Origin of the sequence: Rhizobium leguminosarum bv. viciae USDA 2370, from assembly GCF_002008365.1 — a bacterium.
Lineage (GTDB): Bacteria > Pseudomonadota > Alphaproteobacteria > Rhizobiales > Rhizobiaceae > Rhizobium > Rhizobium leguminosarum.
Window position 1 is genome coordinate 258,937 of record NZ_MRDL01000007.1, and the last position, 21,236, is coordinate 280,172.

At 62.8% G+C, this 21,236-nt stretch carries 23 protein-coding genes; 13 read left to right on the forward strand and 10 right to left on the reverse strand.

Going from position 1 to position 21,236, the window contains the following annotated elements:
• Positions 1–128: 128 nt before the first annotated feature.
• Both BS629_RS04185 and BS629_RS04190 read right to left on the reverse strand, forming a co-directional pair.
• Positions 129–818, reverse strand: coding sequence for an HAD family hydrolase (locus BS629_RS04185; RefSeq protein WP_018245155.1), 690 nt, complete (start codon positions 816–818; stop codon positions 129–131).
• Positions 819–1,019: 201 nt separating this feature from the next.
• Entirely contained in the window at positions 1,020–2,852 is a 1,833-nt protein-coding gene (locus BS629_RS04190; RefSeq protein ID WP_018245156.1) for a methyl-accepting chemotaxis protein, read from the reverse strand.
• 261 nt (positions 2,853–3,113) lie between these two features.
• Between BS629_RS04190 and BS629_RS04195 the strand changes: the two genes are divergently transcribed.
• On the forward strand, positions 3,114–3,323 hold the full coding sequence (locus tag BS629_RS04195; protein WP_018245157.1) for a hypothetical protein: 210 nt from the start codon (positions 3,114–3,116) through the stop codon (positions 3,321–3,323).
• A gap of 235 nt (positions 3,324–3,558) precedes the next feature.
• The gene (locus tag BS629_RS04200) at positions 3,559–3,990 is read left to right on the forward strand and encodes a hypothetical protein (protein WP_245315051.1); all 432 of its coding nucleotides are present in this window, start codon (positions 3,559–3,561) and stop codon (positions 3,988–3,990) included.
• 46 nt (positions 3,991–4,036) lie between these two features.
• Here the strand turns inward: BS629_RS04200 and BS629_RS04205 are convergent, their stop codons facing one another.
• On the reverse strand, positions 4,037–4,723 hold the full coding sequence (locus tag BS629_RS04205; RefSeq protein WP_018245159.1) for an ArsR/SmtB family transcription factor: 687 nt from the start codon (positions 4,721–4,723) through the stop codon (positions 4,037–4,039).
• Positions 4,724–4,807: 84 nt separating this feature from the next.
• Between BS629_RS04205 and BS629_RS04210 the strand changes: the two genes are divergently transcribed.
• The 3 genes from BS629_RS04210 to BS629_RS04220 all read left to right on the forward strand — a co-directional run bounded on the left by BS629_RS04210 (position 4,808) and on the right by BS629_RS04220 (position 6,780).
• A complete protein-coding gene (locus BS629_RS04210) occupies positions 4,808–5,137 on the forward strand; it encodes an NIPSNAP family protein (RefSeq protein ID WP_018245160.1) in 330 nt (109 codons plus the stop codon).
• Positions 5,134–5,484 (forward strand): antibiotic biosynthesis monooxygenase family protein, encoded by a 351-nt coding sequence (locus tag BS629_RS04215; RefSeq protein WP_018245161.1) that lies wholly within the window; start codon positions 5,134–5,136, stop codon positions 5,482–5,484. The genes BS629_RS04210 and BS629_RS04215 overlap by 4 nt, the downstream gene beginning before the upstream one ends.
• A 153-nt stretch (positions 5,485–5,637) precedes the next feature.
• Entirely contained in the window at positions 5,638–6,780 is a 1,143-nt protein-coding gene (locus BS629_RS04220; RefSeq protein WP_018245162.1) for a site-specific DNA-methyltransferase, read from the forward strand.
• 155 nt (positions 6,781–6,935) lie between these two features.
• Here the strand turns inward: BS629_RS04220 and BS629_RS04225 are convergent, their stop codons facing one another.
• From BS629_RS04225 to mutY, 3 genes are read right to left on the reverse strand one after another with little or no spacing between them, the layout of a single operon-like run.
• Complete coding sequence (locus BS629_RS04225; RefSeq protein WP_018245163.1) at positions 6,936–7,301, reverse strand: nuclear transport factor 2 family protein; 366 nt, start codon at positions 7,299–7,301, stop codon at positions 6,936–6,938.
• Positions 7,302–7,306: 5 nt separating this feature from the next.
• On the reverse strand, positions 7,307–7,921 hold the full coding sequence (locus BS629_RS04230; protein ID WP_026188650.1) for an HAD family hydrolase: 615 nt from the start codon (positions 7,919–7,921) through the stop codon (positions 7,307–7,309).
• A 2-nt stretch (positions 7,922–7,923) separates the two neighbouring features.
• Complete coding sequence (mutY, locus tag BS629_RS04235; protein WP_018245165.1) at positions 7,924–9,027, reverse strand: A/G-specific adenine glycosylase; 1,104 nt, start codon at positions 9,025–9,027, stop codon at positions 7,924–7,926.
• Positions 9,028–9,135: 108 nt separating this feature from the next.
• Here mutY and BS629_RS04240 point away from each other — a divergent pair, with 108 nt between their 5' ends.
• The 5 genes from BS629_RS04240 to BS629_RS04260 all read left to right on the forward strand — a co-directional run bounded on the left by BS629_RS04240 (position 9,136) and on the right by BS629_RS04260 (position 14,852).
• Entirely contained in the window at positions 9,136–9,633 is a 498-nt protein-coding gene (locus tag BS629_RS04240) for a DUF721 domain-containing protein (RefSeq protein WP_018245166.1), read from the forward strand.
• Positions 9,633–9,827 (forward strand): hypothetical protein, encoded by a 195-nt coding sequence (locus BS629_RS04245; RefSeq protein WP_018245167.1) that lies wholly within the window; start codon positions 9,633–9,635, stop codon positions 9,825–9,827. Before BS629_RS04240 ends, BS629_RS04245 begins: the two co-directional genes overlap by 1 nt.
• Before the next feature lie 258 nt (positions 9,828–10,085).
• Positions 10,086–10,310 (forward strand): type II toxin-antitoxin system RelB family antitoxin, encoded by a 225-nt coding sequence (gene relB / locus BS629_RS04250; protein ID WP_018245169.1) that lies wholly within the window; start codon positions 10,086–10,088, stop codon positions 10,308–10,310.
• Positions 10,311–10,523: 213 nt separating this feature from the next.
• Positions 10,524–11,294, forward strand: a complete 771-nt coding sequence (locus BS629_RS04255) for a DsbA family protein (protein WP_018245170.1) — start codon at positions 10,524–10,526, stop codon at positions 11,292–11,294.
• A 96-nt stretch (positions 11,295–11,390) separates the two neighbouring features.
• Entirely contained in the window at positions 11,391–14,852 is a 3,462-nt protein-coding gene (locus BS629_RS04260; protein ID WP_018245171.1) for a chromosome segregation SMC family protein, read from the forward strand.
• Here the strand turns inward: BS629_RS04260 and BS629_RS39565 are convergent.
• Entirely contained in the window at positions 14,849–15,166 is a 318-nt protein-coding gene (locus BS629_RS39565; RefSeq protein ID WP_077987942.1) for a hypothetical protein, read from the reverse strand. The two genes, BS629_RS04260 and BS629_RS39565, sit on opposite strands and share 4 nt — an antisense overlap.
• A gap of 442 nt (positions 15,167–15,608) precedes the next feature.
• On the opposite strand from BS629_RS39565, the gene ppdK reads away from it, so the two are divergent.
• The gene (ppdK, locus tag BS629_RS04270; RefSeq protein WP_018240961.1) at positions 15,609–18,317 is read left to right on the forward strand and encodes a pyruvate, phosphate dikinase; all 2,709 of its coding nucleotides are present in this window, start codon (positions 15,609–15,611) and stop codon (positions 18,315–18,317) included.
• 37 nt (positions 18,318–18,354) lie between these two features.
• On the opposite strand, the gene BS629_RS04275 is transcribed toward ppdK, so the two are convergent.
• Positions 18,355–18,633 (reverse strand): hypothetical protein, encoded by a 279-nt coding sequence (locus BS629_RS04275; RefSeq protein WP_018240962.1) that lies wholly within the window; start codon positions 18,631–18,633, stop codon positions 18,355–18,357.
• A gap of 244 nt (positions 18,634–18,877) precedes the next feature.
• A complete protein-coding gene (locus BS629_RS04280) occupies positions 18,878–19,075 on the reverse strand; it encodes a hypothetical protein (RefSeq protein WP_012756389.1) in 198 nt (65 codons plus the stop codon).
• Positions 19,076–19,218: 143 nt separating this feature from the next.
• On the opposite strand from BS629_RS04280, the gene BS629_RS04285 reads away from it, so the two are divergent.
• Complete coding sequence (locus tag BS629_RS04285; RefSeq protein WP_018449220.1) at positions 19,219–19,464, forward strand: hypothetical protein; 246 nt, start codon at positions 19,219–19,221, stop codon at positions 19,462–19,464.
• A 16-nt stretch (positions 19,465–19,480) separates the two neighbouring features.
• Here BS629_RS04285 and BS629_RS04290 read toward each other — a convergent pair whose 3' ends face one another.
• Positions 19,481–19,873, reverse strand: a complete 393-nt coding sequence (locus BS629_RS04290; RefSeq protein ID WP_018240964.1) for a hypothetical protein — start codon at positions 19,871–19,873, stop codon at positions 19,481–19,483.
• Positions 19,874–20,213: 340 nt separating this feature from the next.
• On the opposite strand from BS629_RS04290, the gene BS629_RS04295 reads away from it, so the two are divergent.
• The gene (locus BS629_RS04295; RefSeq protein WP_026188292.1) at positions 20,214–21,125 is read left to right on the forward strand and encodes a DUF1499 domain-containing protein; all 912 of its coding nucleotides are present in this window, start codon (positions 20,214–20,216) and stop codon (positions 21,123–21,125) included.
• Positions 21,126–21,236: the final 111 nt, after the last annotated feature.

Consider the following 21,236-nt stretch of genomic DNA (forward strand, 5'->3'; position numbering starts at 1 on the left):
GGGTCGAGCCACGTGCCTCCACCCCGGTAAGGTTAGGGTGAGGGGCAACCATCGGCGCGAACGGGACAGCAGTGGGAGAAACCATGAAATGGTTTCCACACAGCCCGCGGATTGCGGGCCTAAAGCGTTTAGAGAACGTTGTCCCAGGCCGCCAGTGCGGCGACGACGCCTGGCAGGTCGTTCATGCGGGAGATTGCCGTTTCGGCGCCGGCATCCGTCAATTTGTCGGCATGGGCGGGATAGCTGTGCGAGGCGCCGGTAAAACCGATGACGCGCATGCCGGCGGCGCGCGCCGCATGCACGCCGTGCACGGAATCCTCGACCACAACAACCTTGTCAGGCGAAACACCCATCTGGCTTGCGCCATGCAGGAAGATGTCGGGCTTCGGCTTGGCGCGGTCCGGGCCAAGGTCCTTGGCGGAGAAAATGTTCGGCGCAAAAAGCGACTTCAGGCCCACCTTGGTCAGCATCATGTCGAGCCGCTTGGTGCTCGAATTCGAGCAGATGCAGCGCTTGATCGGCAGCTTGGAGACGGCGAATTCGACGCCCGGAATGGCCTGGACGTCCTGCGCCAGCCTGAGGTCGAGCATCTTCTCTGACTTATCGAGCAGCGAGGCCGAAAACGGGATGCTCGCCTCGCGCTCGATCTGCAGCAGGATGTTGCGCCATGTCATGCCGGCGAAGCGCTCGCCCATTTCTTCGACGCCGATCGGATATCCGGCCTCTGTGAGAAGCGCTGATTCGACTTCCGCCGCGATAATTTCCGAATCGACGAGAACGCCGTCGCAGTCGAAGATGATGAGGTCGAAGCCGTCCATATGTTCACGCCTTGCTGAAAGTCTGGGCTGGAAGCCTGGGTCTTGTCCGGGAATGCTGCGGCTTTACACGATGCCCGGCCAAAGCTCAACCTGATCTCAAGCATGGCTGCGATGCGGCAAGCGACCGGCTCCGGCGTCGCTGCCGGATCGGCCGTGCCGGGTTGGCGCGGGAATGGACAAATGGCGAGCAGATAGCAGCCGTCAGGCCGCCAGCTGCCCACCCCGGCGTCCCGCTGCAGATTGCGTCGAGGCTGTCGCCCGAAGCCTGAACCGGGAAACCAGTTCGCGCAGCTTGGCAGCTTCCTGGGCAAGCTGGCCGGATGCCGCGGTGGATTGCTCCACCATCGCTGCGTTCTGCTGGGTCACCTGGTCCATGGAATTGACGGCGGTGTTGACTTCGGCAAGGCCGGTCGACTGCTCTCTGGCCGATACGGCGATGGCATCCATGTGCTGATTGATGCGGGCAATCTGCTCGCTGATCGCCTTCAGAACCTGGCTGGTATCGAGAACCAGTTTGACGCCGCTTTCCACTTCCACCGACGATTTCTGGATGTGGCCTTTGATTTCCTTTGCCGCCTGCGCCGATCTCTGGGCGAGCTCGCGAACTTCCTGCGCCACCACCGCAAAACCCTTGCCCGCGTCTCCGGCGCGTGCCGCTTCGACGCCGGCGTTCAGCGCCAGCAGATTGGTCTGGAAGGCGATCTCGTCGATCACGCCGATAATGCTGGAGATCTGCTGGGACGAAGCCTCGATGCGGCGCATGGCTTCTTCGGCATGCGACACGACTTCGGAAGACTTGGCGGCGTTGCGGTTGGCATCGGTCGCTTCAGTGCGCGCCTCATCGGTCCGCTTGCTGGAGTTCGAGACATTGGCGGTGATCTGATCGAGCGCTGCGGCGGTTTCTTCGAGAGAGGCTGCCTGCTGTTCGGTTCGTTTCGACAGATCGCCGGCCCCGGATGCGATTTCCCTTGTGCCTTCATCGATCGCGGCAATGGCGGTTGCGATCGCGCTGAGCGTCTGATCGAGCTGCCGGATCGACATGTTGAAATCATGCCGGAGGCCCTCGAAATCGGGGGCGAAGGGCTCGTCGATCTGGAAGGCGAGATCGCCGGATGCAAGCCGCTTTAAGCCTGCGGCGAGACCCGATGTCGCCGCCCGCAGCCGTTCGGCGGCATCGTCGTCAGCCTGCTTGCGCGCCGTGACCCGCTCGGCTTCGCCCTGCAATCGGGCTGCCTCGGCGTCTTGCTCAAGCTGCTTGTTGGCAATCGCTGCCTGGCGGAAGATTTCGACGGCCGATGCCATCGTTCCGATTTCATCGGTGCGGCCGATCCCGGTGCAGGCAATAGCTGTGTCACCACCGGCGAGCCTTTGCATGTCGTTGGAAAGCGAAAGAATAGGCTTAGTGACGGTCTTGCGGGTCAGGAAATAGAGGCCGAGCGCAAACAGCGCGGCCGCGGCGAGAAGTGCTTTCAGAACAATATCGACCGACGCTTTTATCTCGGCGCTATGTTTGGAAATTTCGTCCGACGCCGCGGTGATCTCATCCCCGGCCTGTTCCATGGCCGATTCCAACGTCGAGAACTGCTGCATGAATTCGGGCAAGGCCTTCAATGCCGCCGAGGGATCCTGGCTCGCCAGATCGACAATCTTCTTGGCGCTTTCGACATAGGTCAGAAGGGGAGGTTCGATGCTGGCAAGCAGCGCTTTGGTCTTTTCGTCGGCGGCAAGCGCCTTGTTGGCAGCTATCATCTCGCGGAACGACGCGTCGTGCTCCGCCAGATCCGCCTTCACCCCGGCAGCTTCTATGCCTGCTGCCGGATTGGACGCCAGCATGGATGCCAGCACGTCCGCGCGCATTGCGTCATGCATCATGTCGGCCTGCATGTGGTTGCGCAGGATCTGTGCCGACCGGGCAACGTCGGCGTTGTTTTCGGAGAGGGTCGAGGCGGACCAGATGCCGACGCCCGTCGCGCCGCCCGCCAACCCGAAAATCGCGATGCTCGCAATGATGATCTTATGCTGGATCGACGCCATGATAGGGCTCTCTCGTTAATTTAGAAGGTGAGAGTACCAGAACATGCTTAATGATTTCTCAGCAGCGTCTCGCTTAGCGGCGCGAAAACAATAGGTTGCAGCGCAAATTTCACTTTCGATGAGAAGTTGAGCTCTTTGTGGGTCGAGCGGATGCCCGATGCCGATAGAATGACGGACCTGCGCGAGTGCCGGGGGATCGTCGAGGCTCATTGCTGCTTCACGGTCTGGGGCGTACCATGCATGCGCAAGAGGAGAGGGACAATGAGGCTTTCAGCTTTCGTCCGACCGGCGGCAGCCGTAGCGCTGCTGTTTGCCTTCACATCCACCGACGTTATCGCCAAGGGCAAGCACCGAAGCTGTGCGCAGCTGCAGGCGATGAAGGATAATGCCCTGACCGGCGGAAAGCATGCCGGGGATGGCACCGACAAGAGAGCCAAGATCGAAAGGAAGATGAGGAAGAAAGGCTGCTAGAGGCAAGTCGCCGATAGCTTGCGAGCACCGAGAGAATGGTCTGGCAGCAGGCGAGCCTGTTACCGCGTTGAGGATGGCGCGACATCCATCAAATCCGCGTCATGGCAGACGAACCGCAGCCCGGGGACTACCTTTGGCAAACTCATGCACTAGATGGCGATCGAGGAGGACGCCACCGCCGCTCTTGGGAGGAGAACAAGCGGCATGCCAATGAATGGATGAAGAGGAAGACTGCATGACGTTCGAGGACATCATCGAAACCCTGGAAAAGACTGACATGCCCGACAGCCGGATCGACGCCTTCATCACCTGTGCCTTTCTGTTGAAGCAACTCCGGCCGGCCGAGCCCAACGATTTCGACGGTCCTAACGACTACCTGCCGAGCAGTATCAAGTCAGAGCACGGCTTCCTGATGGCGCGACCCTTCACACACGACGTCAATCACGCCATCGACCTGTGCCGGGAAGTCCGGCCGGATGCGGTTTGGCACCTCGCCCGCGGCCGCCAGACAGCGGACGAGTCGCTCTACGGTGCGCAACTGCGCGAGATCAAGGAGGGTGAAAGCGTGCTCGGTGAAGCCGAGAGCAATCACGCAGCCCTGGCGCTCACTCTCGCGGCGCTGCGCGCGCATGTGCGGCAGGAAGATGAAAAGAGGGCAGGTGCATGAGGGAGGTGGATTCTGCACTTGAATCTTTTGCAGATTCGTAACAAACCTACCCATCAATCGGAAAAAGCTTCAGGAACTGCCGGTCGCCTTCCGGAGAAAACAGGATCGAGCGGCTTTCGGCCGTGCGCCGCGCCCAGCCTTTGTCGAGGAAGCTTGAAAGCAGGGCCTTGCCGAGGCTGCCGGCGAGATGGGCGCGTCTTTCGCTCCAGTCGAGGCAGGAGCGGCAGAGCGGCCGGCGCGACGATCTGAGGTCGCGAACATCGATGCCGATGCATTCGAGATCGCTTTCACCCTTTTCCGTCAGCGCCAGGCCTTCGCCGACCGCCTCGATCGAGCCGGAGGCAATCAGGCTGTCGAGCATGCGCACGCCGTAATCACCGGCAAGGTGATCGTAGCAGATGCGCGCCTTGCGCAGCGCCGGCTCCTTCGGTCCCGGCTGGTGACGCAGATGGCCGCGTCCGGCGGCAAAGCCCATCATGCTTTCGATCAGCCGGGCGACGGCCTCGTCGGCCAGCGTGAAATAGCGATGGCGGCCCTGCTTGCGCTGGGCAAGCAGCCCGCCGGCTTCGAGCTTGGCGAGATGCGTGCTCGCCGTCTGTACGGTGATGCCGCCGACGCCGGCAAGCTCGGTCGCCGTCAGCGCCCGGCCGCCGGTGAGTGCCGCCAGCATGTTGGCGCGGGCGGGATCGCCGATGAGCGCGCCGATCTGCGCAATGTCAGGACCTTCCTTCATAGTTCGATCGTAACCGAAGCATCGCCGTCAGGCAATGTGCGAAAACGGCCCAGGAGAGCACTGAGACAGCAAAGGAGAAACGATATGATTACCTGCTTCATCCGCTATCAGATCGACCCCTTCAAGAAGGAGGCGTTTGCCGAATATGCCCGCAACTGGGGCCAGGCGATCCCGCGAAACGGCGCCGATCTGATCGGCTATTACGGCCCGCATGAGGGATCGGCAACGACGGCTTACGGCGTCTACAATATCGAAAGCCTCGCCGCCTACGAGGCCTATCGCGCCAGGCTGGCTTCCGACCCGCTCGGCCGTGAGAATTATGAATTTGCCAGACGCGAAGGCTTCATCCTGAAGGAGGATCGCATCTTCCTCAAAAATGTCTCCGCTCCTCACGCAAAGCTGGTGCAGCCATGATCGCCGTCATCTTCGAAGTCGTGCCCTACATGGGTGAACGCCACAAATATCTGGATCTCGCCGGCGAGCTGCGCACTGAGCTCGAAAAGATCGACGGCTTCATCTCGATCGAGCGTTTCGAGAGCCTGACGAACCGGGGCAAGCTGCTGTCGCTTTCCTTTTTCCGCGATGAGGAAGCCGTCAAGCAGTGGCGCAATCTCGAGGCGCACCGGGCAGCGCAGCAGGCCGGACGCGGCGGAATCTTCGCCGATTACCGCCTGCGGATCGCCAGTGTCGTCCGCGATTACGGCATGTTCGAACGCGACGAGGCGCCGGCCGACAGCCGCAGGGTTCACGACGCCGCCTGATCGCCGGCAGCCGGCCGGCGTCGACAAAGTCTGCCGCTCACTCATCGGCCACCCGAATAAATTCCCGAAATCGGCCACCGCTTCAGGCTTTGGTAACTAAGTTGCGTAACCATAACGGACAGTTAAGCGTAGAGCGTATGAGTGAGTATCAGAATGGCATCAGTTTTTCCGCTTGCCGACCTCAAGGCTTCCGTCAAGTCGGATTCCCGGCCGGATTCTTGGGTCGACACGATCATCAAGGGCGATTGCGTCAGCGCCCTTGAAGCTTTGCCCAGCCACTCCGTCGATATCATCTTTGCCGACCCGCCGTACAATCTCCAGCTCGGCGGAACGCTGCATCGTCCCGATCAGTCGCTGGTCGATGCGGTCGACGACGAATGGGATCAGTTCGCCTCCTTCGAGGCCTATGACGCCTTTACCCGCGCCTGGCTGCTGGCCTGCCGGCGTGTGCTGAAGCCGACAGGCTCGATCTGGGTGATCGGCTCCTATCACAATATCTTCCGTGTCGGCGCCACGCTGCAGGATCTGAATTTCTGGATCCTCAACGACATCATCTGGCGCAAGACCAATCCGATGCCGAATTTCAAGGGCCGCCGTTTCCAGAACGCCCATGAGACGATGATCTGGGCAAGCCCCAGCGCCAAGGCCAAGGGCTATACCTTCAATTACGATGCGCTGAAGGCCGCCAATGACGACGTGCAGATGCGCTCCGACTGGCTCTTCCCGATTTGCAACGGCAGTGAGCGGCTGAAGGGCGAGGACGGCAAGAAGGCGCATCCGACACAAAAGCCCGAGGCGCTGCTTGCCCGCGTCATCATGGCCTCGACCAAGCCCGGCGATATCGTGCTCGATCCCTTCTTCGGCTCGGGAACGACGGGTGCGGTCGCCAAGCGTCTCGGCCGCCACTTCGTCGGCATCGAGCGCGAACAGGATTATATCGATGCGGCCTCGGCCCGCATCGCCGCCGTCGAGCCGCTCGGCAAGGCGGAACTGACCGTCATGACCGGCAAGAAGGCCGAAGTCCGCGTCGCCTTCAACGTGCTGGTTGAAAGCGGCCTGATCAAGCCCGGCCAGGTGCTGACCGACGCCAAGCGCCGCTATAGCGCCATCGTCCGCGCCGACGGCACGGTCGCTTCAGGCGGCGAGGCCGGCTCCATTCATCGTCTCGGCGCCAAGGTGCAGGGTCTCGATGCATGCAACGGATGGACCTTCTGGCATTTCGAAGACGGGCAGTCCCTGCGCCCGATCGACGATCTCAGGTCCGTCATCCGCAGTGATCTGGCAAAGGCGGAGTGAGCACCACCTTCGCGAGATCGAGATACCTTCTTCCGATTTCCCTCCAGTTGCGGAAGAAGATCAAGGCGCCCGGGGTCAAGCCCCGGGCGTCTTCTTTTGTTTGTGCGCAATTCCGGACGCAAAACCGCTCTACACTTTTGCTGGAATTGCTCCAGTCAGAACTCCTGGTAATCGGTGACGTCGACCCGCGTGACGCGCCCTTCCGCATTGAAGGTGATCGTCTCCTCACCCTCGCGGATCAGCGGCTTGCCTGATTTGCTGTGGGTGGCGCGCACCGACCAGACCGATCGGCCGGAGAGCGGCGTCAACGTTTCCACCAGCGAATTTTCCGCCGTCTGATCGGGATAGTCGTCGAAATAACGCCGGAAGGCAGCCATGATCTCGGCGCGGCCGGCAAGGCTGCCGACGCCGTTCGAGACATAGGTGGCATCCTCGGCGAAATAGGCCTCGATGGCGGGAAAATCGAGGGCGTTGATGGCGGCGTGAAAACGTTCGATCTCTTCTGCGGGGTCGAATGCCATGGGTCTCAGACCTTCAATCCGTAAGCCGTGAGATCGCTGCGCAGCTTCTCGGGCCCCGAAAACAGCACCGCATTCCAGCCATAGGCCTTGGCACCTTCGACATTGACCGGTGCGTCGTCGATGAAGATCGTCGCAGCGGGATCGAGGCCGAAACTTTTCGTATGCGTCTCGTAGATGGCGATATCCGGCTTGATCAGGCCGACATCGCCGGAAACGGTAACGCCACGCGGTAGGTTGAGGAAGGGAAAGCGCGCCTGCGCCTCGCGGAAGGTGTCGGAGGCGAAGTTTGTCAGCATCGTTACGTCACGCCCCTCGGCAATCAGCCCTTCCATGATGGCGACGCTGTCGTCATAGGCGTGCGGCACCATCTCGTGCCAATATTTGCGGAAGGCGCGGATATGCTCTTCACGCGCCGGGTGCTGTTCGATCAGCAGCGCTTCGGCTTCCGCCCATGTGCGGCCGCGGTCCTGCTCGATGTTCCAGTCATGGGTGCAGACATTGGCGAAGAACCAGTTGCGCTCCGTTTCATCGGGGATGAGGCGGCTGAAGGGAAGATGCGGATCGTAATGAATAAGGACTTTGCCGATATCGAAAACGATATGTCTTATGTCGGTGGTCATGGTCATCCCTTGGATGTTTTAAACGCGAGAGGAATAGCCGCTGCGATCGCTTTTTTCATGATGGTCGGCAAGGCCTGGGCTTCAAGATTTGTAACCGGCTCCCACCATCCGTCATCCGGGCCGTCATCCATGGCGACCTTGGCAGCGATTGCCGCACGCCAGATCGAAAGCCTGAGCTCGAAATGGGTGAAGACATGGATGACGGTGCCAGAGGCCTGCCATGCCGCTTCGAAGGGAGCGGCCGCAGCCGAGGTCTCGCCGTCGATGCGCGCTGTCCACGCGGTCGTCGGCACCTCGGTCATGCCGCCGAGCAGGCCGCTGTCGATGCGCCGCCGCAACAGGATCTCGCCATCGCCTGTTACCGCGATGAAGGCCGCGCCATATCTGACCGGCTTCTCCTTCTTCGCCGCCTTGACCGGAAAGAGCTCGGGATCGGAAAGTTTGAGCGCCTCGCACGCCCCCCGGAACGGACAGAGCGAACAGGCCGGCCGCTTCGGCGTGCAGATCGTGGCACCCAGATCCATCATCGCCTGGGCGAAATCGCCGGGCCGATCGGCGGGCGTCAACCGCGCCACCTTCTCTCTCATCGCCGGCTTTGCCGCCGGAAGCGGCGTGGCGATCGCATAGAGCCTGGAGATCACTCGCTCGACATTGCCGTCCATGACAGCCGCCTGCCGGTTGAAGGCGATGGCCGCGACGGCCGCCGCCGTATAGTCGCCGATCCCGGGCAGGGATTTGAGGCCTTCTTCGGTGTCGGGAAAGACGCCGCCATGCTCTCTTGCCACCGCTTCGGCGCATTTCTTCAGGTTGCGAGCCCGCGCGTAATAGCCAAGCCCTGCCCAGGCGGCCATCACCGCGTCGTTTTCGGCCGCGGCAAGATCGGTCACCTCGGGCCAGCGCTGCAGAAACCGCTCGAAATAGGGTTTGACCGCCTGCACCGTCGTCTGCTGCAGCATCACCTCGGACAGCCAGACGCGATAGGGATCGGCCTTGACGCCGCGGGCCGCCATGCCGGGCGAAACGCGCCAGGGCAGCTCGCGGTGGTGGCGATCGTACCAGTCGAGCAGGGGCTTTGCTGAGGGCGTGTCGAGTGTGGTGATCGTCATGATTTGCCGCGATGGGGGGAAGTGCCTATACTTGGCGAAGCAATGCCGCGCGATCAAGTCGCCTATGCGAATTGAAGCGCGAATTGGCGGCGGCGCCGAAGGGTTTCGATGAGTTATCCACGCAAAGATGTGAAGCAGATCTCCGAGCTGGCGAACGGGCTGATCGATCCCGTTCTTGCCCGGCGCGCCGGCATCAGCACGGCTCTGCTCGGCTCGTGGAGCGAAATCGCCGGCGAGGATTTCGCCGATTGCACCCGGCCGGAAAAGATCGCCTGGGCCCGCGGCGGCAATGAGGTCGGCGGCTTCCGCCCCGGCGTGCTGACCATTGCCTGCGAAGGCGCGCGTGCGCTCTTCCTCACCCATGCCCAGGGCGAACTCATCCAGCGCATCAACAGCTTCTTCGGCTTTGCCGCCGTCCACCAGATCCGCATCGTCCAGAAGCCGGTCTCACAACCGATCCGCCGCTCCCGCACCCCGGCGCCGCTGAAAGGCGAAGCCGCCCGCAAGCTCGAAGGCATGATGGAGGGGATCGAGAACGACAAGCTGCGCCAGGCAATCCAGCGCTTGGGGACAGCGGTGATGGGCAAGCGGGGGAATCAACGCTGATGAGCAAAACGCCCAACTTGACCGGCAACGCCAAGACCGGCGGCCTGACTGAAGCCTGTGCTGAAAAGATCAGTGCGGTTGACGGCCTGGTGCTCAGCCCGCGCATGCGCAAGCTCCTCGCCGAGACCAAGGATCAGCCGCCCGAAGAACGCCGCCAGGCGATCCGCGCCCAGTTCACGCGCAAGTGCGCCTAAGCGTTGGTCTATACCGCCGAATCCGATCCCCTCTGTTATCCGGTCGGCCTGCCATTCAATGCGGAAGTGCTTGATCGTGAACGTGTCATCGAGGCCATGATCGAGAGCTTTGCGGGCTCCGAGCAGCCGCTACGACGCTGATCCTCGACATCTTCACCGAACCTTGACGCTACCCTCTTGAACTTTCCTCGGCGGTGTAGAGGCACTGGCAAAACGCTTCGGATGCCATATTTGTATATAGCAGACGGGAGAAAAATCATGCTGGTCTTGCAGTTGCCCCCTGATATCGAAGCGCGGCTGAATGAGCTTTCCAGGCGTACCGGCCGCAGCAAGAGCTTCTATGTGCGGCAAGCCATCCTCGCGCATCTCGACGATCTGGAAGATGTCTATCTTGCCAAAAGGCGCCTCGAAGAACTTCGCCGCGACGAGGGCGATAGCGTGCCGTTGGCCGAGCTGACGGCGCGTTACGGGGTGGACAATTGAGTTTCATCGACCAGCCGATACCGGCTGGCAGCCGCCGCGATATCTATCGGCAAAATTCGCAGACGGACCAATCTTGCAATTTTTGGTCTAGTCGTCTTCCCGCGGTCACAATTCTTTGAAGGAAGTTGGTGAAGCGTGGCTTGTGAGCGGCCGTCAGCCGTTATATCGCACAGTCACGCCGTCAATCTCATTAGTTATGGGGAATCCATGCAGATGTCCGAAATGCAACTGACGAAACGCCGCCTGCTCAGCGGTATCGCCATCGCCGCAGCTGCCGTTGCGCTTGTCGCCTGCAACGACAGTAAGGACGCTGCCGATGCTTCGTCCTCCGGCAAGACCATGGCTGATGGCACCAATGTCGACACCATGCAGACGGCGGCCACAGCGGCGACCGAAATGCCGCAGTCCGACGGCGATGTCGACATGGCCGCAGTGCTGAAGCCCGGCGCGCTGCCGGAAATGGCGCTTGGGAAGGCCGACGCCCCGGTCAAGATCGTCGAATATATGTCGATGACCTGCCCGCATTGCGCTCATTTCCACAACACCACCTTCGACACGATCAAGCAGAAGTACGTCGACAGCGGCAAGGTGCAGTTCATCATCCGCGAATTCCCCTTCGACCCGCGCGCTGCCGCAGCCTTCATGCTCGCCCGCTGCAGCGCCTCCAATCCGGAACAGTTGAGCACGCCGGAACAGTATTTCCCGATGGTTTCGATGCTCTTCAAGCAGCAGCAGATCTGGGCCGCCGCCGATGACGGCCGCGCCGCACTGCTGCAGATGTCGAAGCTTGCCGGATTTACTGAGGATAGCTTCACGAAATGCTTGACGAACCAGAAGCTTCTGGATGAAGTGAACGCCACGCGGGAAAGAGGTTCCAAGGATTTTGGCGTCAACGCCACCCCGACTTTCCTGATCAATGGCAAGCGCTACTCTGGAGACATGCCGGTTGACACCATGTCGAAGCTTATCGACAGCCTGCTCTGAACCGGATCGTTTCGATAGAACGGGCGACGGCGAAAGCCGTGCGCCCGTTTTTTTGTGGCTGCATGACAAGCCCGTCCCGCGCTGCGGAGCTTCTGCATGAAGTTCAACAAGCTGCGCCTGGTCGGCTTCAAATCCTTCGTCGAGCCGACGGAATTCATCATCGAGCGCGGGCTGACCGGCGTTGTCGGCCCGAACGGCTGCGGCAAGTCTAATCTCGTCGAGGCGCTGCGCTGGGTGATGGGCGAGAATTCCTACAAGAACATGCGCGCCTCCGGCATGGACGACGTGATCTTTTCGGGTTCCGGCAACCGCCCGGCGCGCAATACCGCCGAAGTGGCGCTCTATCTCGACAATGGCGAGCGCACCGCGCCTGCCGCCTTCAACGACAGCGACGAGATCCAGGTCACCCGCCGCATCGAGCGTGAACAGGGTTCGCTCTATCGCATCAACGGCAAGGAAAGCCGCGCCAAGGACGTGCAGCTGCTGTTTGCCGACGCCTCCACCGGCGCCCGGTCGCCGTCGATGGTCGGGCAGGGGCGTATCGGCGAGCTGATCCAGGCCAAGCCGCAGGCCCGCCGCCAGCTGCTCGAAGAGGCGGCCGGCATCTCAGGCCTGCATTCCCGCCGCCACGAGGCCGAACTGCGGCTGCGCGCCGCCGAAGGCAATCTCGAACGTCTCGACGACGTCACCTCGCAGCTCGAAAGCCAGATCGAAAGCCTGAAGCGCCAGGCCCGCCAGGCAAATCGCTTCAAGACGCTGTCTGCCGATATCCGTGCCCGCGAGGCAATGCTGCTGCATATCCGCTGGGTGCAGGCCAAGGAGGCCGAGGCCGAGGCCGACAGCGCGCTGAACCAGGCGACCTCAGTCGTCGCCGAAAAGGCGCAGATGCAGATGGAGGCGGCGAAGAACCAGGGCATCGCCAGCCTGAAGCTGCCGGAACTGCGCGAGGGCGAGGCGCGTGCCGCCGCCGCCCTGCAGCGCCTGCAGATCGCCAGAAGCCAGCTGGAGGAGGATGCCGGCCGCATTCTGCGCCGCCGCGACGAGCTGACCCGCCGTCTCGCCCAGCTTGCGGAAGATATAAGCCGCGAGGAGCGGCTGGTGGCCGACAATGCCGTCATCCTGGCGAGGCTCGATGCCGAAGAGGCGGAGATTTCAGAAATCCTTGCCGATTCCGGCCGTTATGCCGAGGAAACCCGCGAGGCCTTCGAGGAGGCGGCGGCAAAGCTTGCCGACAGCGAGCGCATCTTTACAGCGCTGACGGCCGAGCGCGCCGAGGCGGCTGCCGGCCGCAACCAGCTGGAACGCGCCATCCGCGATCTCACCGACCGCCGGATGCGCCTCGAACGCCAGATGGATGAGGCAAACCAGGAACTGTCCGCTGTCGGCGAGAAGATCGCCGGCCTGCCCGATCCCGACGAAAAACGCGCCATCGTCGAGGCCGGCGAGATCGCCGTCGCCGACGCCGAAGCCGCCGTTCAGCTGGTCGACCAGGCGCTTGCCGTTGCCCGCCAGACCGAGGCGCTGTCGCGCGCGCCGGTCGATCAGGCCCGCTCGAGCCTGAATGCGCTGGAAACCGAGGCCCGCACCATCTCCCGCATGCTCGCCGCCGGTGCTGCCGCCGGCAAATTTCCGCCGGTTGCCGACGAACTGAAGGTCGACCGCGGCTTCGAGACCGCACTCGGTGCTGCCCTCGGCGACGATCTGGAATCGCCGCTTGATGCCGAGGCGCCGGCCCATTGGTCGGATAATGGCGATGGCGCCAGCGATCCCGTCCTTCCATCCGGTGTTGCGCCGCTGCTTGCCCATGTCCGCGCGCCGGCGGCACTCACCCGCCGGCTGCGCCAGATCGGCCTGGTCGCGGAAGGCGATGCCGAGTCGCTGATGGCGGCGCTGAAGCCCGGCCAGCGGCTGGTGACGAAAGAGGGTGCGGTCTATCGCTGGGACGGCCATGTCACCGGTGCCGACGCCCCAAGTGCCGCGGCGCTCCGCCTTGCCCAGAAGAACCGCCTGGCCGAGCTCGAAAGCGAAGCAGCCCTTGCCCGCGACGTGCTTGCCGAAGCCGAAGAGCGGCAGGCAGCGGCAGCGGAAGCGATCCGCGCCGAGGAGCGCCGGCTTGCCGAGGCGCGTGACATGAGCCGCCTGTCGGCGCGCCATCTCGCCGAAGCGCGTGATGCGCTTGCCGCCGCCGAGCGTGCCTCCGGCGATCTCATTCGCCGCCGCGATGTCGTCAGCGAGGCCGCCAGCCAGCTGCGCGCGCAGCTGGAGGAGATCGCCATCCAGGAAGAAAATGCCCGCATCGAGCTGGAGGACGCGCCCGATCTGACTGCGATCGACGAGCGGCTGCGGTTCCAGCAGGCGGAAGTTGCGACCGATCGTGGAGCGCTGGCCGAAAGCCGCGCCCGCCATGAAAGCCTGGCGAGGGAAAACGAAGCCCGCCAGCGCCGCATCATGGCGATCGGCCAGGAGCGCGACACCTGGCGCCAGCGGGCGGCAAGCGCCGAAGATCATGTCGCGACGCTGCGCGAACGCGAGGAAGAGGCGCGCGAAGAGGCAGCCGAGCTCGAACTGGCGCCGGATGAATTCGACGACAAGCGCCGCGCCTTGCTTAGCGAATTGCAGAAGGCCGAGGAGGCGCGCCGCCAGGCCAGCGATCTGCTGGCTGAGGCCGAACGCATCCAGCGCGAGGCCGACCAAAAGGCGACGACGGCGCTGTCGGAACTTGCCGAATGCCGTGAACGCCGCGGCCGTGCCGAGGAGCGCCTGGTCTCCGCCCGCGAGAAGCGGCAGGAAAGCGAAGGCCGCATCCGCGAGGTCCTGAACGTCGCGCCGCACGAGGCGCTGCAGCTGACCGGGCGCCCGACCATGCAGGCGCTTCCCGATCCGCGCGAAGTCGAGCGCGAGCTGGAACGCCTGCGGATCGAGCGCGAGCGGCTGGGCGCCGTCAACCTGCGCGCCGACGAGGAGCAGAAGGAGCTGAGCGAGAAGCTCGAAGCGCTGATCAAGGAACGCGACGACGTCATCGATGCGATCCGCAAGCTGCGCGGCGCCATCCAGAGCCTCAACCGCGAGGGCCGCGAGCGGCTGATCGCCGCCTTCGACATCGTCAATGCCCAGTTCCAGCGGCTGTTCACCCATCTTTTCGGCGGCGGCACCGCCGAGCTGCAGCTGATCGAATCCGACGATCCGCTCGAAGCCGGCCTGGAAATCCTCGCCCGTCCGCCCGGCAAGAAGCCGCAGACCATGACGCTGCTCTCGGGCGGCGAGCAAGCGCTGACGGCAATGGCGCTGATCTTCGCCGTCTTCCTCACCAATCCGGCGCCGATCTGCGTGCTCGACGAAGTGGACGCGCCGCTCGACGACCACAATGTCGAGCGCTACTGCAATCTGATGGACGAAATGGCGGCTTCCACCGAAACCCGCTTCGTCATCATCACCCACAACCCGATCACCATGGCCCGCATGAACCGCCTCTTCGGCGTCACCATGGCCGAACAGGGCGTCTCCCAGCTCGTCTCCGTCGACCTGCAAATGGCCGAGCGCCTGCGCGAGATTGCCTAAAGCAATTCCAGGAAAAGTGCGCAGCGGTTTTCCGTCCGGAATTGCGAAACCAAAGACAATAATTCCAGGAAAAGTGCGCAGCGGTTTTCCGTCCGGAATTGCGAAACCAAAGACAATAATTCCAGGAAAAGTGCGCAGCGGTTTTCCGTTCGGGATTGCGTGAAACCAGGCGGACGCAATTTCAGCAAAGGTGCGGCGCGGTTTTGCGCCCGGAAATTGCGTAAAATCAAGGGCCGAGCAATAAACACCAAAAAAGGTCGGCTCTCTTGTCGCTTGTACCCCATTTGGGTGATGCTCTTTTCGCTGACTTGCATTAGAAGTTGTTTCAACGCAACCTAATTACTCTGCTGGAAAGCGGGCGACCAAAGGTTGCGCATTGTCGAATTTGCGTGCGGTTTTCCGGGCGAGGGCAAGAACCGGAAACCGAGAGCAAATCTTGGGAAGTAGCGATCTATTTTCTCAGGAATTGCGTATGACGAGGTCAGAGCGGTTCTCTTTACAAAAAGCTGAGCCGTTCCTGGGTTGAGGGACCCCCCGTCCGGTTTTCCTGGCCGGACGGAAACAAGGCTTTGCGGGACATTGTTGCAGTCCCGCAAAGCTTTTTTTATGCCTTGTTTGCTGTTTGGGCGCCTTTCAACCGTTTCGATGCCGGCCACGGCCAAGATTTATTGTGCAGCGCAACATTCTGCCGCATTTGTCGATTTTCATTTCAACACCAACGGATTAAGCTGATCCCGATTTGGTGTTGGGGGGAAGATGACCAAGTGGGTCTATAGGTTCGGCGACGGGCAGGCTGAGGGCCGGGCGCGCGATCACGAGATTCTGGGCGGCAAGGGCGCCAATCTGGCGGAAATGTGCGCGCTCGGATTGCCGGTGCCGCCGGGGCTGACGATCGTCAGCGACGCCTGCAACACCTATTACAAGAATGGCCGCCATATCGAGGATGCGGTGAAGGCTGAGGTGCGCGCCGGCATATCGGCGATCGAGGCGGTCACCGGCCGCCACTTCGGCTCCGTCAGCCAGCCGCTGCTGCTCTCGGTGCGCTCCGGCGCCCGCGTCTCGATGCCGGGGATGATGGACACGGTGCTCAATCTCGGCCTCAACGACGAGACCGTGCAGGCGCTGGGTCATGATGCCGGCGACGCGCGTTTTGCCTGGGACAGCTACCGCCGCTTCATCCAGATGTATGCCGATGTCGTCATGGGCCTCGGCAACGACGCCTTCGAGGAGATCCTGGAAGACGAGAAGGCCAAGCTCGGCCATGAATTCGATACCGAACTCAGCGCCTCGGAATGGCAGCATATCGTCTCGCTCTACAAGAAGCTGATCGAGGAGGAGCTGGAGCGGGAATTCCCGCAGGATCCCGAAGTCCAGCTCTGGGGCGCGGTCGGCGCCGTCTTTTCCAGCTGGATGAGCGCGCGCGCTGTCACCTACCGCCAGCTCCACAATATTCCGGAAGGCTGGGGCACGGCGATCAACATCCAGGCGATGGTCTTCGGCAATCTCGGCAATTCGTCCGCCACCGGCGTTGCCTTCACCCGCAACCCCTCGACCGGCGAGAGGGCGCTTTACGGCGAATTCCTGGTCAATGCCCAGGGCGAGGATGTGGTGGCCGGCATTCGCACGCCGCAGAGCATCACCGAGGAGGGGCGGATTTCCTCGGGCTCCGAAAAACCCTCGATGGAAAAGCTGATGCCCGAGGCGTTTCGCGAGCTCTGCCACATCTGCACCGAGCTCGAGATCCATTACCGCGACATGCAGGATATCGAATTCACCATCGAGCGCGGCAGGCTGTGGATGCTGCAGACCCGTTCGGGCAAGCGCTCGACCCGGGCGGCAATGAAGATCGCCGTCGACATGGTCGACGAGGGCGTGATCACCGAGGATGAGGCGGTGTTGCGCATCGAGCCCTCCAGCCTCGACCAGCTGCTGCATCCCACCATCGATCCGCGCGTCACCCGCCAGGTGATCGGCACCGGGCTGCCGGCGTCGCCGGGCGCTGCCACCGGCGCCATCGTCTTCACCGCCGAAGAGGCCGTCGAGGCGGAATCCGAAGGCCGCAAGGTCATCCTGCTCAGGGTTGAGACCAGCCCCGAGGATATTCACGGCATGCATGCCGCTGAAGGCATCCTGACGACGCGCGGCGGCATGACCAGCCATGCGGCGGTCGTTGCCCGCGGCATGGGCATCCCCTGCGTCGTCGGCGCCGGCACCATGCGCATCGATCAGCGCAACGAGCGGCTGCTCGGCATCGGCGTCACGCTGAAGAAGGGCGATATCATCACCATCGACGGCTCGGCCGGCCAGGTGTTGAAGGGCGAGGTGCCGATGATCCAGCCGGCGCTGTCGGGCGATTTCGGCCGCATCATGGGCTGGGCCGACCGCGCTCGGCGCATGACGGTGCGCACCAATGCCGATACGCCGGCCGATGCGCTGGCCGCCCGCTCCTTCGGCGCCGAAGGCATCGGCCTTTGCCGCACCGAGCACATGTTCTTCGAGGGTGAGCGCATCCATGTGATGCGCGAGATGATCCTTGCCGTCGATGAGACGGGCAGGCGGCTGGCGCTCGACAAGCTGCTGCCGATGCAGCGGCTGGATTTCACCGGCCTCTTCACCGTCATGCACGGCCTGCCGGTAACGATCCGCCTGCTCGATCCGCCGCTGCACGAATTCCTGCCGAAAACAGACGACGAGGTGGCCGAGGTCGCCTTCGCCATGGGCATGGAGCCCTCCGTGCTTCGCCAGCGCGTCGATGCGCTGCACGAGTTCAACCCGATGCTCGGCCATCGCGGCTGCCGGCTGGCGATCTCCTATCCCGAAATCGTCGAAATGCAGGCCCGTGCCATCTTCGAGGCGGCGATTGCCGCGGCCCAGGAGACCGGGGCTGCCGTCGTGCCGGAAATCATGGTGCCGCTCGTCGGCCTGCGCGCCGAGCTCGATTACGTCAAGGCGCGGATCGATGCCGTCGCCGGCGACGTGATGAGCGAGGCCGGCATGAAGATCGATTATCTCGTCGGCACGATGATCGAGCTGCCGCGCGCGGCCCTTCGCGCCCATGTGATCGCCGAAGCCGCCGAATTCTTCTCCTTCGGCACCAACGACCTGACGCAGACCACCTTCGGCATCTCGCGCGACGATGCCTCGGCCTTCATCCCCACCTATCAGCGCAAGGGCATTATCGAGCACGATCCCTTCATCTCGCTCGATTTCGACGGTGTCGGCGAATTGATCAGCATCGCCGCCGAACGCGGCAGGCGCACCCGCAACGACATGAAGCTCGGCATCTGCGGCGAACATGGCGGCGACCCGGCCTCGATCCGCTTCTGCGAGACGATCGGCCTCGACTATGTCTCCTGCTCGCCGTTCCGCGTGCCGATCGCCAGGCTGGCAGCGGCGCAAGCGGTGATTTCAAATGGTCTGGACGAGGTCCGGCGCGGTCCGAAAGAGCTGCGGGCAGGCTTGTAAGATATTCGGTGGAGTTGGGGCAGGGCGCCCGTGGCGCTCAGTGATGATACCGCCAGCGATCGCGGTAGATATAAGGCCCGTTCAGATCCCAGGCCATGCTCTGCATCATCTCGGCACTCTGCGCCCGCGATTCGGCGCGCCGGTCGAGATCGATGCGCTGCAGGCAGGTGGCAAAACCATCCGTGCCGCGCCGGAAGCCATAGCTGAGGCACCGCTGCTCATCCGCCGCCCGCCGCTCCTCCGGCGTCATCGTCTGGCAGGCGGAGAGCCCGGCGACGATGGTGGCCATGACGGTGATGAGAAGACGAATACGCATTGGTTTATTCCTTGGAATGCATTTCCCCGAGGAAAGGCCATTCGGGCGAGGGCGTCAAGCCGCTCTTCCCAGGAGATCGCTGAGACCAGCCCCTCATCCGGCTGCCGCCACCGCTCGCGGGGCGAAGGGGACATGCCGCGACCTCTCCGTTCCCCTTCTACCTCTCGCGTGGCACGTCCCCTCGCCCCGTTTTTACGGGGAGAGGGTTAGGGTGAGGGGCAGCCATACGGCACGACCAGCATCGTCACGCCGCCCCAGCCGGATCCCCAATCGGCAGCAGCGCCGGATTGAGCGGTGGATCCTGCGGGTTCTTCGTATCGGCCGGATCCTGCGCCGGCGTCAGCGGCGGTTTTTGCTGGATGGGGTCGGGAATGCCGGGTGTCGGCGTCGGGCCGCGCGGCGTATCGGCATTGGGTGTCGGGATCGGGTCCTTGTTGGGCATGAGTACCTCCTTTTCGAAAAAGGAACGGCAGCCTCAGCACTTGGTTCCACTTTCGCCGGCCAAGCTTTCTATGCATGAGGGGCATTCCTCTGTATGAGGAAAGCATGGCCTCTCCAAAAGAGGCCGGAATCACTGGAACGAGCATGGCCCTTCGCGATCGATTTTCGAAAAAACTGAACTGTCCGCAATGCGGCAATGAGGGCTTCGCCGAAGCCTCGGAAGTTGACGATCCCAAGCGCAAGCATCCGGATTTCAAGGTCGATCAGCTGCCGCGCGGCTTTGGCGTGCAGCGGCCCTCGAACAACCAGGAAAATTTCATGATCAAGTGCGAATGCGGGCGCAAGTTTCCCTTCCGCAGTGTTGCGGAAGCCGCGGCCGAGCGCCGCTGACATCTTGATCTAGAACTTAGATCCGCTCCAGCAGTTCGATGAAGGCATCGGCGAAACGCACCAGCGGCGCGGTCTCTTCGTCAGGCGCCTGCATGCGGATCTCCGTGCCGTGATCGTCGAGCAGCGCCAGCACCACGCGCATCTCCTGGCCGTCATCCGGAATGCGCAGCACGGCGATGCGCCGGCAATTCTGGACGAGGCCGCCGGCCGGCAGGTCGAACAGCAATTCGCCGCCGGAGCGTGCCGCTGCCTGGCGCACCGCCTCGCAGAAGCCGGCATCGCCGCCGGCATAACCTTCGAGCGAAAGTTCGAGCTCGAGCAGCTCCATCGGCAGCATCGGCTCGGACTGGTGGTCGATCCCGCCAAGCGCAGACGCCTGCGGCCTTGCTGCAATCTCGGGTGAAATCATCCCGTCTCTCCTCTACATCTGGAGATGAAACCGCGGCAGAATGGCTCTTTTTTGACATATCAGCAAGGGCTTATGAAGCAGCCCCCGTTTCACCATGGCCTTCCGCCGTGGATTCCAACGCAATGCCTCAGACAATAGTTTCAATTTAGCCGAATCTTGCCCCAGATCCGGATGACTTTAGGCCGGGCCGACCTAAAATCTGAATCCGGATCTAAATCAAAGGATAGAGCATGATGTCGTCCGAAAACCGCTTCACACTTTTCGGCATCATGCTCTAAACAGGGTTGAGGCGATTTGCGTGGTCGAACGCGCGGGCGCCGACGAGCAACCGGTAAGTTTGATGGCCATCCGCTTCGACCGCCCCGTTTCCAACGCCGCCCGCTTTTCGCGGCTGCTCGGGGCGTTTTCCCTGGTGCTGGCGCTGGCTGTGATGATCGCCCACCGATTCGGCGGCCTCGCCACACCCTATCTGGTGCTGCTGCTGATTGCCGCCGCCGGCGGCGCGCTGCTTTCCGCCATGCTGGCCGCCCTCGGGCTGCGCAGCCTCTGGATGACGGGGGCCGAAGGCGGGCTGGCGGCGCTGGCGGCTTTGATCTATGCCGCCTTTCCGCTCGGCCTCGGCGCCTATGCCACCGAGCACTATCTGACACTGCCTGATATCTACGACGTCTCCACCGATCCGGTCTCCGCACCGGACTGGCTGTCGCCGCCCTATTCCGACCAGATCTGGCTGAAACGCAACGCTGATGTGACGCCGGAGGATCGCGAAAAGCAGCTCGCCGCCTATCCCGAACTGACCGGCCGGCGTTATGAGGGCGCGCTCGACCGCGTGCTGGAAGCGGTGCGCAAGGTCGCCAAGATGAGCGGCATTACCATCACCAAAAGCAGTGGCGACACCGAGCCGGGCCGCGATCCCGAGGACAGACCGGTCAAGCCGCCGCCGGCGAGCGACGATGCCGTGGCCGACGCGCCCGATATCGTCCCCGTGCCGACGCCGCGCCCCTATGACGATGATGTCGCCAAGCTGATCCGCGGCGCCACCGGCGTGACGCTGCAGGGCACCACCCGCACGCTGATCCTCGGCCTGCGCTTCGATATCCTCATCCGCCTCCGTGAAGAGGCCGAAACCACCTTCGTCGACATCCGCGTCGCCTCCCGCTACGGCCAACACGACCTCGGCTTCAGCGCCGAAATCGCCGGCGATTTTCTGAAGGCGCTGGATGCCGAACTGCTGGGAATTGCGGGTGGGTGAGCAACGGTGGCGCAAAGCGCCAGCAATCGATCCGGCGAATCGATTGCAGTTGCGAACGCCCTGAGCCCAAAGCGAAGGGCCGGGATACGGTGCGGGAAACTCGCGCTATAA